This window comes from Pseudomonas sp. Van50, from assembly GCF_055390755.1.
Map to the genome: position 1 here is coordinate 3,967,036 of NZ_AP024343.1, position 15,611 is coordinate 3,982,646.

Consider the following 15,611-nt stretch of genomic DNA (forward strand, 5'->3'; position numbering starts at 1 on the left):
GACCATGTGGTGTTGGGGTCATCCTAGGGAGCCGGCCGGTCAGCCGTTATCCGTTTTCAGCACAGATGCGTGCGACGCAAGGTGTGTGACGGGGTTTCGCCAAACAGGGTCCGGTAATCACTGGAAAACCGGCTCAAATGCCAGAACCCCCAGCGTGCCGCCACCTCCTGCACACCCAGCACCAGATCGCCATTGCGCAGCTCACGGCGCACCGCATTGAGGCGCAACGCCCGCAGATAAGCCACCGGATTGATGCCTAGGGTTTCTTGGAAGCAATACTGCAGTTTGCGTCGGCTGGCACCGATGTGATTGCACAGGTCGAGGATCGACAGCGGCTCATCGACATGAGCCAAGGCGTACTCCCGGGCGCGGTCGACCATGCGTTTGCGCGCCGTGGGACTGAGCGGTGGCGCTTCGTCCGGCGCCACCAGTTCCAGTATGTGCAGCATCACCGTGTCACGCAGGCCCCGGCGAATCGACTCGTACCCCAGCAACGAGTCACGCCCCTGCTCGCCCCCTTCAAGCTCATCGAACAACGCCGCAAGCTCGGTGGGCAGCGTCGAGTTGCCAAGACGGTAACACTTGGGAAGATCTGTAATTCGAAAGCGACTGCCTTGTCGCTCCAGCACATGCTCCAACGCCTGCTCGTCGATGGCGACACCGAGCAGATCCAGATGCTGGGGCGTGCGCAACTCAGGCAGGTTATGCCCATGGGCGACCAATAGGCTGGGTTCGACAATCGGGTGCCCGGAGCAAAAGACCGGCCCATCCGCACTCAGCGGTACGCTGAAGGTGATGGCGCCCTCCCAGGCCATGCCTTGCTTGGTCAGGGCCTGATTAGAGCGGTCGCGCACCAACTGCATCCAATCCGAGCGGAACTCGATCAACTCGCCGTCGAAGCGACCGGGGGTCAACTGGTCATAGCAGACCTGCCAGCCTCCCATGTTGCGGGCGTGCTCGTCGATGTCCGTGGTACGAAACCGATTGATCGGCAGCATCGGCAACCCATCCGACGAGACCGCTGGCTGCGCCATGTTGTCATTGTTCATTGACCCGACCTTTGATGATTCCAGGGCTTATGGGTCAAAGCTCAGGCAAGTTCCATTCCGCCCCGTGGACCGGTCGTACAATTGTGCCGAAAACGGATAACCGGCCCGGATTCAGCTGCCGGCGTCGGCATGGGCCTCTTCGAAGAAATAGTCCTTCCAGCTATCGGCCTTGTTTTTCAACACGCCCAGTTCATGCAGTTTTTCGGCATAGATGTAGGTGCGTTGCGGAACGACGGTGAAGTCGATTTCGGGGTCGGTGACGATTTTTTCCACCAGCGCCAGCGGCAACTTGGACTGTTCTACGCGGATGTAGGTCTGGGCAGCGGCCGGCTTGTCGGCCTTGATGATGCCTTGCGCCTCCACCAAGGCATCGTAGAACGCCTTGTAGGTCTTGGGATTTTCGTCGTGGAATTTTTCCGTGGTGTACAGCACGTTGAACGTCGCCGGGCCGCCCAGCACATCATAGGAACTGAGCACCTTGTGCACATTGGGGCTTTGCAGGGCCTGGTACTGGAACGGTGGGCTGGAGAAGTGCGAGTTGATCTCCGACTGGCCGGCGATCAGCGCCGCCGTCGCATCCGGGTGCGGAAGGCTGACCGAGATGTCGTCGAATTTCTTGAAGTGATCGTTGCCGAACACCTTGGCGGTTTCGATCTGCAACGTGCGCGACTGGAATCCGACACCCGCCGCCGGGACAGCGATCCGGTCCTTGTCGGTGAAGTCCTTGAGGCTCTTCACGTTCGGGTTGTTGGTCAGCAGGTAATTGGGCATCGACCCCAGCGAGGCGATGGCCTTGACGTTCTGCTTGCCGCGGGTCCGATCCCAGATCGTCAGCATCGGCGGAACGCCCGCCGACACCACATCCAGGGCGCCGGTCAGCAAGGCCTCGTTCATCGCCGTCGCGCCGGAGATGCTGTTCCAGTCCACTTTGATATCCAGGCCCTGGGCCTTGCCATGCTTCTCGATGAGCTGCTGGTCACGCACCACATCCAGGATCAGGTAGCCGATACCGAATTGCTGGGCGATGCTGATCTTGCCCTCGGCGTGGGCCAAGGGATTGAGCAGCGCAGTGGCCGCCAGGGAAACCAACAAGGTGCGCGCAGAACGCTTGAAAGCCATGGCCTGATGAACCTCACAGTAGGTGAAAGACTGAAGGCCACGACTTTAAAGCTATAAGAATATTAATTTAAATACCTTAATAGCATATCAATAGCACCTAAATGTTCGGCATCCAAGCCCATGAAATCGCCCTCACCGGCACGTTCCCTTGATAACCTTGCAGACCTCCCCTGACGAACACCTGCGCGAAGCGAACATGAACGAGATGAGCCTGGATATCGGCGTCGCCGCCGAGTCCGTTTCCCAACCGCGCACCCTGGTATTCCTGGCCTACCCGCAGATGGGTTTGCTGGACCTGACCGGGGCCCAGACCGTGTTCTGGGCCGCCACCAAAGCCATGACCGAACGCGGCCTGCCCGGCTACGCCATGCACACCGCGAGCCTGGCTGGCGGGTTGATGCAAAGCGCCGAAGGCCTGGTCGTGGATACCCGTGCCCTGCATGAGCTCGACGGGACGCTCATCGACACGCTGATCGTCCCCGGCGCACCGGACATTCGGCAGGCGATGATCGACTGTGTCGACCTGGTGCACTGGCTGCGCAAGGCCTCGGTCCAGGCCAGGCGCACGGCATCGGTGTGCAGCGGCACCTTCCTCATGGCCCAGGCCGGCTTGCTGGACGGACGCCGGGCCGCCACCCATTGGGCCATGTGCGAGATGCTCAAGAGCGGTTTCCCAGCGGTTGAGGTGGACCTCGATGCGATCTTCATCCAGCAGGGCAACGTGTGGACCTCGGCCGGTGTCAGCGCCGGCATCGACATGGCCCTGGCATTGGTCGAAGCCGACTGTGGTCGCGATGTGGCCTTGCAGGTGGCCCGTGAGCTGGTGGTGTTTCTCAAGCGCCCCGGCGGGCAGGCGCAGTTCAGCCAACTGTTGCAATTGCAGATGCAAGAGAGCGCCGGCTTCGATGAACTGCACGTGTGGATTTCCGAGCACCTGGACGACAACAAACTCACCGTCGAACGGCTGGCCCGCCAGGCCAGGATGAGCCCGCGCAATTTTGCCCGGGTCTATAAACGCCAGACCGGCCGAACACCGGCCAAAGCCATCGAGATGTTCCGCCTTGAAGCGGCGCGTCGAATGCTCGAAGACTCCCCGCGCAACATCGACCAGATCGCCCGATCCTGCGGTTTCGGTGACGAGGAACGAATGCGCCACACGTTTCAGCGCCATCTCTCGATATCCCCCGGGAGTACCGCAGCCGGTTTTCTCGCTGAGTGCGAAACCCTTGCGCAACTGTCCGTCAGGCCACTCGCCTGGATTGCTCCTGAGGGTCGGCCTGTTCGGCCAGCAGCGCGCAGCAACGGGAACGCAACCAACGCTCCCCCGGATCATTGTGCGAAGCGCCGCGCCAGACCATGGAAAGCTCGTGCCGGGGCAAGCAGATCGGCGCCGCTTGCGCCCGCATGCCGGTCACCCCGGCCATCGCCTGGGCAACGTAATCCGGCACGATGGCAATCATGTCGCTCTGGGCCAACAGCACGGGCAATGCGCTGAACTGCGGCACGGTCAACACCACCCGGCGCTGTCGGCCCATCAGGCATAACGCGCGGTCCGAATCATCGATGACATTGCCCATGGACGACACGACGGCATGGGGCCGACGGCAGAATTCGTCCAGGGTCAGCTCGCCGGGCTGCGAATCGGCGCGCAACAGCATCGGTCGAATCGGCCGCAGGGTCTTGCGCCGGGCATTGGCCGGCAACTCCAGCGTCGGGCTGATGCCCAGGGAAATCTCGCCACTGGCCAACAGTTGGGAGACCTGCCATTGATCGGTCCGGCGCACCACCAAGGTGGTGCCCGGGCCTCGACCCGCAGGCGTCGCAACAGCTCCGGCAGCAGGGCGTACTCGACGTCATCGCAAAGGCCGATATGGAAGGTCGCCTCGCTGGTGGCCGGCTCGAACGCCTGGCAGCGACTCAAGGCGGCGGCGATGCCGTCCAGGGCCGGTGACAGATTGGAGAAGATTTCCCGCGCCCGGGAGGTCGGTTCCATCAACCGCCCCGAACGGATGAACAAGGGATCATCGAACATCAACCGCAAGCGCGCCAGGGCACTGCTGATCGTTGGCTGGCCGAGAAACAGCTTTTCGCTGACACGGGTCACGTTTCGCTCGTGCATCATGGTTTCGAAGACCACCAGCAGATTGATGTCAGCACGACGCAGGTCATTTCTGTTCATCATAGTCGTCGCCTCAGGCGCCAGGCCATTGAGTCGGGAGTGGACAAGAACATCGCCTGCGTCCTCCATCAAGGCCTGCGGCGACGAGGTGTTGAAAGCGTAATCCCCGAGGCGCGCCAGGTCTGTTGTACGTGGGGACACTCGACTCACCCTTTGGGCAACGTCATCGATACTTCGGTATATATCCAGGCCCAGGCAAACACCGCCTTTGTGGCGAGGGAGCTTGCTCCCGCCGGGCTGCGCAGCGGCCCCCTCTGCTTGGCACGGCTTGGCGGGATTTCAGGGTTTTATGTCCTACCTCAGGCAAAGCGGCGCTTCTAAGATACGAACCGATGCTCTGTCGCCCCGACATCCCAGAGCGAGACCACGTAAAAAACCAAAGGTCTGCCAGCGTGCCCCTACCCTCCGCGATGCTCAAGAACGTCTATGACAGCCTTCGATACAGCCCAAGCCAGAGCGGGCCTTTGCCGTCGATGGGAATCAGCACCCACCCACTGGTCAACGCCCTCGGCTGGGCGGTGGGCCTGGTGGTGGCCTGCGGCATTGTCATCATCAACTCCGAAACCCATTCCGACCTGGCGCCGACCCTGCTGTACATCACCTTGTTGTTGATGGCGGCCAACCTGTTCTCCATCAATCTGGTGATCACCGTCGCGCTGATGTGCATGGGCTTGCTCACCGCGATGTTCTTGTACAACGGCGGCTATCACCGCTGGGAATCGACCACCGGCTTCTTCCGCTGCCTGACCGCACTGTCCGCCATTGCTTTCCTGGCCCTGCGCAGCAAGCAGGCTTCCGACAGCCTGCGGCGCAACGAGGCTTACCTGACCGGCGCCCAGCGTCTGAGCCAGACCGGCAGCATGGGCTTTCGCGGTGATCGACAAGCGTTGTCCTGGTCGGAGGAGTCGGCACGGATTTTCGAGTACCCGCCCAGCAAGACGCCAACGGTGTCGATGATGCTGGAGCGCACCCATCCTGAAGACCTGGAGTTGGCACGCGGGATTTTCCAACAGGCCGCCGCTGGCGAACCGCAGATCGAGGTCAAGCTGCGGCTGCTGATGCCTGATGGGCGCATCAAGCACATCCATATGATCGCCAGCCCCCTGCTCGTCCAGCATGGCCGTTTCCAGTATCTCGGCGCGCTCATGGACGTGACTGCCAGCAAGCAGGCCGAAGAAGCGTTGTTTCGCGCCCAGAGCCAACTGGCCCACGTCACTCGCTTGACCTCCCTGGGGGAAATGGCCGCGTCCATTGCCCACGAAGTCAACCAGCCACTGACGGCCATCACCAGCAGCGGCGAGGCCTGTCGCCGCTGGCTCAAACGCCCGCAACCCGATCTCGGGGAAGCCCTGGATTGCCTCGACCGAATCGTCGCCAACGGCTGTCGCGCCAGCGAGGTCATCAGCGGTATCAGGGCGCTGTCGCGCAAGTGCGACCCGTTGCGCCAGCCCGAGCGACTGGACGACATCGTCCGCGAGACCCTGAACCTGGTCCAGCAGCAACTGGCTCATCATAAAGTCCGGGCCAAGGTGGACCTGGCAGCGACCGAGGGCCAGATCAGCGCAGACCGGGTGCAACTGCAGCAAGTGATCATCAACCTGATCATCAATGCCTGTCACGCCATGGACGGGGTCAAGGTACACGCACGATCCCTGCGCATACGCACCTGGACCGAGAGTGACGAAGTGCTGCTGGAGGTGACTGACCACGGAACCGGCATTGCCCCCGAGATCCTGCCGTCCTTGTTCAATGCGTTTTTCACCACCAAGGAAAACGGCCTGGGCATGGGCCTTTCCATCTGCCGGTCCATCATCGACTTCCATGCCGGCAGGATCTGGGCAACCAGCGAGGTCGATCAAGGCACCTCGTTCAGGTTCGCGCTGCCGCGGCTCACGGGCACCGCTCTGTCGGGGAGCGGGCAATGACCTCCATACCGCCCTCAAGCCCGATCATCGACAACGCCCCCATCGTCTATATCGTTGATGACGACGCACCACTGTGCCAATCCCTCGGCAGCCTGCTGCGCTCCATCGGCTTGCAGGTCCATCTGTTCGGTTCGGTCGCGCAGTTCATGAACCATCCCAGGCCCGAGCAGCCCAGTTGCCTGGTCCTGGATGTACGGCTACAAGGCACCAGCGGCCTGGATTGCCAACGGGAGCTGGCAGCGGCCAACGTTCAACTGCCGATTGTGTTCATGACCGGTCACGGTGACATCGCCATGACCGTGCGGGCGATGAAGGCCGGTGCCGTGGACTTCCTCGCCAAACCGTTCCGCGAACAAGACCTGATCGACGCCGTGACCGCCGCCCATCACCAGGACCGCCAGCGGCGCGACGCCGAACGCGGCCATCAGCAAGTACTTGACCGCTACACCACCTTGACGCCCCGGGAGCGGCAGGTCATGGCGCTGGCGGTGTCAGGCCTGATGAACAAGCAGATCGCCGGGGAACTGGGCTTGAGTGAAATCACGGTCAAGATTCACCGTGGCCAGGCCATGCGCAAGATGTGCGCACACTCGTTTGCCGATCTGGTGCGCATGGCCCAGGTGCTGGAATGGTGTCTGGCTGACACAGGCCGATAGTCAATCGAGCATTTCGGCACCTTGGCCGAGCGTTTCGGCACAGTAACCACTCTTCGTTCAACCTAGACTCGAGCTTCACTTCAAGCCCCAGATGGAATCACGATGAAAATCAGGTCAATCCTGCCTGCACTCACCATGGCCGTAGCATTCAGTGGATACGCTGCCGACTTCTCACTGACCAGCCGGGATATTGCTGACAACCGTCCGCTGACCAGCCGCGAAGTGTTCCAAGGCTTCGGTTGCGAAGGTGGCAACACGTCCCCTGAGCTTTCCTGGAAAAACGCTCCCGCTGGGACTAAAAGCTACGCGATCACGGTCTATGATCCCGATGCCCCGACGGGTAGCGGTTGGTGGCATTGGACGGTGGTTAACTTACCCACTTCGACCCATAGCTTGCCAAGCGGAGTGGGAGCGAACCTGCCTGCCGGTGCCGTACAAGGGCGAACCGATTATGGCCAGCCAGGATTTGGCGGGGCTTGCCCACCTGTAGGGGATAAACCCCATCGCTATCAATTCACCGTATGGGCATTGAAAGTCGATAAGCTACCACTCGACGGCGAGGCCAGTGGCGCCTTGGTTGGGTACATGCTCAATGCCAACGTCCTGGCCAAAGCGACGATCACTTCAACTTACGGACGTTAAAAACGATGCGCCCTTGTGACGGCATACAGCACCGGGAAAACATTATCGATGCGTGTGTCATACAGGCGCGACAGCCCCTTACCTTATCAAGGGTACCGGTGTTCGTGACCACCCTGTGTCGAGTGCGACAGGGGGAGAAACTGTTGCAATGGGATGACCGGGAGATGCGCGCGGGGCCGCAACATCTGATTCTGATGCCGGCCGGACGCGAGCTTGGTATCTCGAACTTCCCCGGCCCTCACGGTCACTACATCGCCGATGCGGTCACCTTTCCCCTCTCGACACTGCGTAACTTCAGCAGCCGATACAGCCAACAGATCATGAGCCGTCGCGGTGCAATGAAGACCGATCTATGCGTCCCTCTGGACAAGCACACAACACAGGCATGGAATCAGCTGCTGGCCGCTATCAATGGGAACGCGCCGGACGCGTTATGCACGCTCTATGGGGAAGCGGTTCTTCTGAGCCTGTGCCTTGGTGGCCAGATCGGCCCCCTGCTGATGGGTCGCAACGATCCAATTTGCGAACGTGTGCAGCAGATGGTGATGGGCAGCCCGGAGAGAGACTGGACGGTGGCGAGCGTTGCCCAGCAACTTAACCTGGGTGAGTCGACGTTGCGTCGCCAACTGGCGAATGAGGGAGACAGTTTCCGGAGCATTCTGGAGGGCGTTCGACTGGCGACAGCATTGCAATGGTTGCAAACAACGTCTCGTCCCATCGGTGAAATTGCCGGTGCCTGCGGTTACGCCTCGGCCTCACGTTTTGCGGTGCGCTTTCGCTCACACTATGGCCTGTCGCCACGTGAATTGCGGGCAGCGATTTAAGCATTCCGGGGAGGTCCCCTCCCTGTCGTTGCCCCGCGACGCGGTGGAAAGTTCATACACACGTATACTTGGCGGGGCCATTGGACAGCGTATCTTGCAGTGACACGGGCGCCTTTATGGCTACCTGATATCAAACTCCAGGTATCGACATGTCCAGCACTGCAATCATTTCAATCATTGATGACGATGAGTCAGTTCGAATTGCATTGGATGGTTTGTTACGTTCCCACGGATATCGGGTTAAAACATATGCCAGCGCCCTGGATTTTTTATCTTCCTGCGAACTTGAAAACACGGCGTGCCTGATATCGGATATTCAAATGCCTGGCATGACGGGCATTCAGATGTACGATCGACTATCGACCCTGGGCATTCATCCCCCGATCATCTTCATCACCGGATACCCTGGCGTGCCCCCCCGTATCAGCGCCGGTACGCCCGAGCCGGTGGCGTTTTTCCCGAAACCCTTCGACTGCGCCGAATTGATCGCCTGCATCGAATCGGTACTGGCCCGGTCTGCTTGACTGCGTCGCGCCCTCATACCTTCGTATAGATCTCCCCTACCCAGGCATAGGCGCGATGACCTTATGTAGAAGTGTCAAACACAGGTCCTGCCAATAAGCTTCCCTACAGCGAACCGAAACTGAATGTGCTCGATGGCAACTCATTGCAGCCAGGCGCTTTTGGAGTACTTCGCGACACGGTCACGCTGAAACAGTTAAACAATTCAACGTATCGATTTTGTCTTCGGGAGCTCATCATGAAACAACATATTCTGGTTGTTGGCGCAGGTTTCGGCGGGGTCTGGAGCGCATTGAGCGCGGCCCGGCTGCTGGACCAACACGATCGTCATGACGTGCAGATCAGCGTCCTGGCCCCCAGGCTGAACTGCGCATTCGTCCTCGTTTCTACGAGCCGGACGTCCATACCATGGCTGCGCCGCTGGGTAGTCTGTTCGACGCAGTGGGCGTGAACTTCGTACAAGGCTCGGCGAGCAGTATCGATGTCGACAACAAACGGGTGGGCTACGTGGATGCGTTCGGTACCCAGGGCACCCTGGGCTATGACCGCCTGGTGCTCGCGGCGGGCAGCCAACTGGTTCGCCCCGACCTTGAGGGCATGATGGAGCATGCCTTCGACGTTGATGAAATCGAACAGGCAAGCCGTCTCGAAGCCCATATCAAGTCGCTGAAAAATCTGCCGGACAGCCCGGCCCGCAACACCGTGGTGGTGGCCGGTGGCGGCTTTACCGGGATCGAAACCGCCACCGAAATGCCCGCACGCCTGCGCGCCGTCCTCGGCGAGGATGCGGACATCCGGGTTATCGTGGTGGATCGCGGGCCGCAGATTGGTGCAGCGTTGGGCGACGGCATAAGCCCATCCATTGTCGAAGCGTCCGAACACCTGGGTATCGAGTGGATTCTCAACGCCTCGGTCGAATCGGTGGATGCCGGTGGCGTCACCCTGTCGAGCGGCCAGCGTATCGAGTCCCATACCGTGATCTGGACCGTGGGGTTCCGCGCCAGTCCGTTGACCCAGCAGGTACCCGCTACCCGCGATCGCCAGGGGCGCCTGCACGTCGATGCCAACCTGAAAGTCCTGGGCCAGAACGACATATTCGCCAGCGGTGACGTGGCCTACGCCGCCACCGACACGCTGGGCAACTATGCGGCGATGTCCTGCCAGCACGCCATCGCCCTGGGCCGCTATGCCGGCAACAACGTCGCGGCCGACTTGCTGGGCGTGGCGCCAATGGCCTACAGCCAACCCAAGTATGTGACCTGCCTGGACCTGGGTGCCTGGGGCGCGGTGTACACCGAAGGCTGGGATCGCCAGCTCAAGTTGGTCGGGCAGGAAGCCAAGGAGCTCAAGACCCAGATCAACACAGTGTGGATCTACCCGCCCGCGGCTGATCGCGCAACCGCCCTGGCCGCCGCCGACCCGTTGATCCCGGTAGCCTGAAAGCCGTTTCCACCCCCGGCCAGTCCCTCCTTTCTGCGCCGGTCTTTCCCAGACGCCTGCCAACGATCCTTGGGCAGGCGTTTTTTTCCGGCGCTCTTCACCAAGCCAGCCTGAATATCGTCACTGCCCAGCAAAATCCGTATCAATGCCCGCCCACCGCCCTCCGTGCACAAGGTAAGGTAGGCAGAAATCATCCGGATCGAGGTGTGCCGTGGCGTCCTATTCCTTGCGTCAGCTGAAGTACTTCGTCACCACCGTCGAATGTGGCAGCGTCGCCGAAGCCTCCCGCAAGCTGTACATCGCCCAGCCGTCGATCGCCTCCGCCATCAAGGGCTTGGAAGACAGTTTCGGTGTGCAATTGCTCATTCGGCATCACGCCCAGGGGGTATCGCTGACGCCCGGTGGCGCGCGCTTCTATCGCAAGGCCCAGGAGCTGTTGCGCATGGCCCGGGAGTTCGAGCAGAACGCGCTGGCCGATAACGATGTGGTCAGCGGGCAGATCGACATCGGCTGCTTCGAAACCGTCGCCCCGCTCTACCTGCCGCGGCTGATCGCGGGCTTTCGCGAGCGCTTCCCGGGGGTGGAAATCCGCGTGCAGGATGGCGAGCAACAGGAGCTGGTGCAAGGCCTCACGGGAGGGCGTTTCGACCTGGCGATTTTCTATGAACACGACCTCGACAGTACCATCGAGACCGAAGCGCTGACGGCGCCGCAACGCCCCTACGCGTTGTTGCCGGCGGGGCATCGCTTCGCCGACCAGGCCCAGGTGTCGCTGCGCGACCTGGCCCTCGAACCGATGATCCTGCTGGACGTGCAGCCCAGTCGCACCTATTTCGTGAGCATCTTCGAGGAGCTGGGCCTGACGCCCAACATTGTCTTCAGCTCGCCGTCCATCGAGATGGTGCGAGGCATGGTCGGCCAGTCCTTTGGTTTTGCCGTACTGGTGACCCGCCCGCACTCCACCTGCACCTACGATGGGCAACACCTGGTGTGCGTCGACATCGCCGAGGACGTGACCGGTTCGGCACTGGTGGCAGGCTGGCTCAAGCGCGCGCACCTCACCAAACCGGCGCAGTTGTTTGTGAACTATTGCAAGGAGCAGTTCAGGCAATGGCTGCCTTGAGCCACGGCAGGCCAGGCACAACTGCCCGCCCCGGCCTGTAAGTAAAACACCAACCCCGTGGCGAGGGAGCTTGCTCCCGCTGGGTTGCGCAGCGACCCCATGCAAGCCGAACGCGGTCAGGCTGATACACCGAGGCGCCTGGTGTCGGGGCTGCTGCGCAGCCCAGCGGGAGCAAGCTCCCTCGCCACAAGGGATATGTCTAGCGAGCGGCCCAGGCGTTGAAGCGTTGTTCCAGTTCCTCGCCATGGTCGACCCAGAACTCCGCGTCCACGGCTTGGGCTTCAGCCAGGTTGGCCTCGGCGGTGGGCAACTGTTCCTGTACCGCCGTCGGCAACAGCGCCAGTGTCTTGCGGTGCACCGGCCCATAAGGGATGTTTTCCGAAAACACTTTCTGGGTCTGCGGCTGGCTGGCAAAGGCAATGAACTGCTCGGCCAGGGCCTTGTTCGGCGTGCCCTTGACCACCGCCCAGTACTCCGGATCGTACAGGCTCTGCGGCCAGACAATGCTCAGCTTCATGCCTTCCTTTTGCGCCGAAGCGATGCGGCCGTTGTAGGCGGCGCTCATCGCCACATCCCCCGCCACCAGCCACTGCGCCGGTTGCGCGCCGGCCTCCCACCACTGGATATTCGTCTTGATCTGGTCGAGTTTGGCGAAGGCCCGGGACACACCTTCGGGCGTGTTCAACACCTTGTACAAGTCTTGCGCCTTGACCCCATCGGCTAGCAACGCGATTTCCAAGGTGTACTTGGCACCCTTGCGCAGGCCGCGCTTGCCCGGGTACTCGGCCACGTTCCAGAAGTCCGCCCAGGACTTGGGTGCCTTGGCGAGCTTGCTCTGGTCATAGGCCAGGACCATCGACCACACGTAGGTGGCGACCCCACACTCATTGAGCGCTCCCGGCACATAGTTCGCCGGGTCGCCCAGGCGCCCCAGGTCAAGCTTCTCGAACAGCCCCTCTTCACAACCACGCAACAGCTCGGGGCTCTCCACTTCGACCACGTCCCAGCTGGTATGGCCGGCTGCGACCATGGCCTTGATCTTCGACAACTCACCGTTGTATTCGCCGGCCACGATGTTTCCCGCACCGCTGGCATTGAAAGGTTGGAAGTAGGCCTTGTCCTGGGCCTGCTTGGTGGCGCCGCCGAAGGAAATCACGGTCAGGCTTTGAGGCGCGGCGATAGCACTGGTACTCAACAACGCCAGGGCACACGCAATATTGCAACGCAAGGATCTGGACATGGAGCGGTTCCTCGAAAGGCCGACTCGCCCGCACGAGCCGGCGACGGGACTCAGAGGCGACCGTAAGCGCGGGCGGTGCGATCTACAGCAATACGGGTCTTGTCGACCAGTTCGTTGATGTCGGCGTGGCTGGCGACCAACGCCGGAGCCATGATCATCCGGCCCAGGGTAGAGCGGATGATCAGGCCTTCCTCAAAACCAAAGGTGCGGCATTGCCAAGCCATTTCGTTCTCATTGGCAAAGCGTTTGCGGCTGTCCTTGTCCTCGGCCAGTTGCAGGGCGGCCACCAGCCCGGCACCCTGAATCTCGCCAATAAGAGGATGACCTTCGAAGGTTTCTCGCAGGCAACGCTGCAGGTACGGCCCGGTGTCCTCCTTGACTTGGGTGACAATGCCCTCGTCACGCAACGCCTTGAGGTTGGCGACCGCCACCGCCGCCGCCACCGGATGTCCGGAGTAGGTCAGGCCATGGGCGAACACACCGCCCTGTTCCACCAACACCTCAGCCATGCGTTTGGACAGGACCAGGCCCCCATGGGGATGTAGCCGCTGGTCAGGCCCTTGGCGATGGACAGGGTGTCGGGCTCGAAGCCGAAATACTCGTGGGCAAACCATTCCCCGGTACGACCGAAGCCGCCGATGACTTCGTCGGCGCACAGCAGCACGTCGTACTGGCGGCAGATGCGCTGGATTTCCGGCCAGTAGCTCTCGGGCGGGAAGATCATGCCGCCGGCGCCCTGGAACGGTTCGGCGACGAACGCCGCGACATTGTCCGCCCCCAGCTCGAGAATTTTTTCCTCCAACTGCCGAGCGGCGCGCAGGCCGAACTCGGCAGGCTTCAGGTTTCCTTCGTGGGCGAACCAATAAGGCTCATCGATGTGCGCCACGTCAGGAATGATCCCGCCCATTTCATGCATGAACTTCATGCCACCCAGGGCCGAGGCCCCCAGGGTCGAACCATGGTAGCCATTCCAGCGACCGATCATGATTTTCTTCTGCGGCTTGCCGAGGATCTGCCAGTAACGGCGCGCGGTGCGAATCAGCACCTCATTGGCCTCGGAGCCGGAGTTGGTGTAGATGGCGTGGCTGTAGTGATCCGGCAACAGGCTGAACAGCAGCTCGGACAGCTCCACCACGGCCGGGTGAGTGGTGTGGAAAAACATGTTGTAGTACGGCAGCTGTTCCAACTGACGACTGGCCGCGGCAGCCAGGTCCTGGCGGCCGTAACCCAGGTTCGTGCACCACAGGCCGGACATACCATCCAGGTAACGCTTGCCGTCGTTATCCCACAACGCCAAGCCCTCGCCGCGAACGATCACCCGAGGTCCCTCTGCATTGAGCGCCTTCTGGTCGAGAAACGCATGGATATGGTGCGCCGCGTCCAGCGCCTGGTATTCGCGGGTGCTGCGGGTTGGCTTGGGTGATGCGTTCATTGCAGATCTCCTTGTTTGTTGAGCTTGTTGGTAGGGGTGGCCTGGACGGGTGCCAGCGGCTCGGGCTTGAACAGCGATTTGCCCATCACGCATTTGACCCAAACCACCGCAATCAGCGAAACGATGCCCAGTACCGCGCCGGCGCTGGCGAAGATCGGAAAGGTCATTTCAGGGCTGGGGGACACATGCCATATGGCAAAGAGCATGCCGGCGATACCAAACACTTGGGGCAACGGGTAGAACGGCGTGCGGAACGGCCGGTGCACATGCGGGTAACGCCGACGCAGGGCGATCACGTTGATGTGAGTGATGATGTAGGCCAGCAACCAGGCTAGTGCCGCGGCCAATAACAGAAGGTTGATGGCATCAGGATTGTCGTGCATCAACAGCAGCGGCAGGCCGGTGACCAGGGCCACGAACAGCACCGCGACCCAAGGCGCACCGCTGCGTTTACCCTCGCGCCGGAATATCCCAAATGCCTGGCCGCTGCGGGCCATGCCCTGCAACATGCGCGGGATGGCGGCGAGCGAACTGTTGAGCGTGCTGCACGTTGCAGTGATGGCCGCCGTCACCAGGAGCGCCTGCCCCGCCTCGCCGAACACCGTGGTGGCGAACAAATAATGCGGCAGCCCATCGCTGGCCAGATCTGCCTGGGGAACGGTGAGCAAGGCCCCCAGGCAATAGAGGCAAATGATGGCGAAGATCACCGTCAGCCCGATCATCATCGAAGCCGGAATGTTGCGCTCCGGACGCCGCGTTTCCTCCACCAGTGGGCAAACGAACTCCGCGCCTACGAACCCCCACACGGCCATTGCCGCCAGCGCGATCACACCCAGCCCCATGGGGTTCCAGCCGGAGGTCGTCACCAGCGTCGAGACACTGCTGGCCCCATCGCTTGTCAGGGCGCCTAGGCCCATCGTCAGCAACATGACGGTCATCACCAAGGCCAACACGGTTTGCAGACGCGAGAAAATATCGATATTGAACAGATTGAGCGCAGTGAACAGGCAGAGCACGCCCAGGGCCACGCTGAGCGGCGGCATCGAGTGGGGATAGACCTTCTCGATGATGAACTCCATCAGCAACAACTCCGCCGACAAGGCGAACATCGCCACCACCACATAACCGGAGAATGTCGCCAGGATCGCCGGGAACTGGCCGATGGCGACTTCGGTGTAGCTGCTCAGGCTGCCGGCGCGAGGGATCATCAATGCCAGTTCGGAGAAGGAACAGGCGTAGCTCAGGGCCAACAGCCAGGCCAGGGCCAGCGGTATGACGAAACCCATGCCGGCGATCCCGGCGCCTTGCAGCATCAGCACCATGACGCCCTGGGAAACGACGAGGCCCACGGCCACCGCCAACAGAGCACTCAAGCCCAGGCGTCGGCGTGGACCAGTCACAGCGGGAGTCACGTTTTGAAGCGGCACGCTTGAGGAACTGTCCATCGGTTGCTCCGTTTT

10 protein-coding genes and 4 pseudogenes are annotated in these 15,611 nt (G+C 61.4%); 8 read left to right on the forward strand and 6 right to left on the reverse strand.

What is annotated here, in order from left to right:
• Positions 1-56 precede the first annotated feature (56 nt).
• On the reverse strand, positions 57-1,049 hold the full coding sequence (locus tag ACZ5M5_RS16735) for a helix-turn-helix domain-containing protein (RefSeq protein WP_464737647.1): 993 nt from the start codon (positions 1,047-1,049) through the stop codon (positions 57-59).
• Between the two features lie 111 nt (positions 1,050-1,160).
• Positions 1,161-2,168 carry an ABC transporter substrate-binding protein gene (locus ACZ5M5_RS16740; RefSeq protein ID WP_060742146.1) on the reverse strand — a complete coding sequence of 336 codons (1,008 nt, stop codon included), beginning with the start codon at positions 2,166-2,168 and terminating at the stop codon, positions 1,161-1,163.
• Between the two features lie 205 nt (positions 2,169-2,373).
• Here ACZ5M5_RS16740 and ACZ5M5_RS16745 point away from each other — a divergent pair.
• Positions 2,374-3,383: pseudogene (locus tag ACZ5M5_RS16745) on the forward strand (GlxA family transcriptional regulator).
• Positions 3,384-3,409: 26 nt separating this feature from the next.
• Here ACZ5M5_RS16745 and ACZ5M5_RS16750 read toward each other — a convergent pair.
• Positions 3,410-4,347: pseudogene (locus ACZ5M5_RS16750) on the reverse strand (LysR family transcriptional regulator).
• 473 nt (positions 4,348-4,820) lie between these two features.
• Between ACZ5M5_RS16750 and ACZ5M5_RS16755 the strand changes: the two are divergent.
• The 7 genes and pseudogenes from ACZ5M5_RS16755 to ACZ5M5_RS16785 all read left to right on the forward strand — a co-directional run bounded on the left by ACZ5M5_RS16755 (position 4,821) and on the right by ACZ5M5_RS16785 (position 11,479).
• A complete protein-coding gene (locus tag ACZ5M5_RS16755) occupies positions 4,821-6,272 on the forward strand; it encodes a sensor histidine kinase (protein ID WP_464739406.1) in 1,452 nt (483 codons plus the stop codon).
• Positions 6,269-6,928 carry a response regulator transcription factor gene (locus ACZ5M5_RS16760; protein ID WP_464737648.1) on the forward strand — a complete coding sequence of 220 codons (660 nt, stop codon included), beginning with the start codon at positions 6,269-6,271 and terminating at the stop codon, positions 6,926-6,928. Before ACZ5M5_RS16755 ends, ACZ5M5_RS16760 begins: the two co-directional genes overlap by 4 nt.
• Before the next feature lie 102 nt (positions 6,929-7,030).
• The gene (locus ACZ5M5_RS16765) at positions 7,031-7,570 is read left to right on the forward strand and encodes a kinase inhibitor (protein WP_464737649.1); all 540 of its coding nucleotides are present in this window, start codon (positions 7,031-7,033) and stop codon (positions 7,568-7,570) included.
• Between the two features lie 5 nt (positions 7,571-7,575).
• The gene (locus tag ACZ5M5_RS16770) at positions 7,576-8,394 is read left to right on the forward strand and encodes a helix-turn-helix transcriptional regulator (protein WP_464737650.1); all 819 of its coding nucleotides are present in this window, start codon (positions 7,576-7,578) and stop codon (positions 8,392-8,394) included.
• A 149-nt stretch (positions 8,395-8,543) separates the two neighbouring features.
• The gene (locus ACZ5M5_RS16775; RefSeq protein WP_060742139.1) at positions 8,544-8,918 is read left to right on the forward strand and encodes a response regulator transcription factor; all 375 of its coding nucleotides are present in this window, start codon (positions 8,544-8,546) and stop codon (positions 8,916-8,918) included.
• A gap of 236 nt (positions 8,919-9,154) precedes the next feature.
• Positions 9,155-10,356, forward strand: a pseudogene (locus tag ACZ5M5_RS16780) (NAD(P)/FAD-dependent oxidoreductase).
• 211 nt (positions 10,357-10,567) lie between these two features.
• A complete protein-coding gene (locus ACZ5M5_RS16785) occupies positions 10,568-11,479 on the forward strand; it encodes a LysR substrate-binding domain-containing protein (RefSeq protein ID WP_464737651.1) in 912 nt (303 codons plus the stop codon).
• Positions 11,480-11,678: 199 nt separating this feature from the next.
• Here the strand turns inward: ACZ5M5_RS16785 and ACZ5M5_RS16790 are convergent, their stop codons facing one another.
• The 3 genes and pseudogenes from ACZ5M5_RS16790 to ACZ5M5_RS16800 form a co-directional block, all read right to left on the reverse strand.
• The gene (locus ACZ5M5_RS16790) at positions 11,679-12,719 is read right to left on the reverse strand and encodes an ABC transporter substrate-binding protein (protein ID WP_103308694.1); all 1,041 of its coding nucleotides are present in this window, start codon (positions 12,717-12,719) and stop codon (positions 11,679-11,681) included.
• Between the two features lie 50 nt (positions 12,720-12,769).
• Positions 12,770-14,151: pseudogene (locus tag ACZ5M5_RS16795) on the reverse strand (aspartate aminotransferase family protein).
• A complete protein-coding gene (locus ACZ5M5_RS16800) occupies positions 14,148-15,596 on the reverse strand; it encodes an APC family permease (protein WP_103308696.1) in 1,449 nt (482 codons plus the stop codon). Before ACZ5M5_RS16800 ends, ACZ5M5_RS16795 begins: the two are co-directional and overlap by 4 nt.
• Positions 15,597-15,611 lie beyond the last annotated feature (15 nt).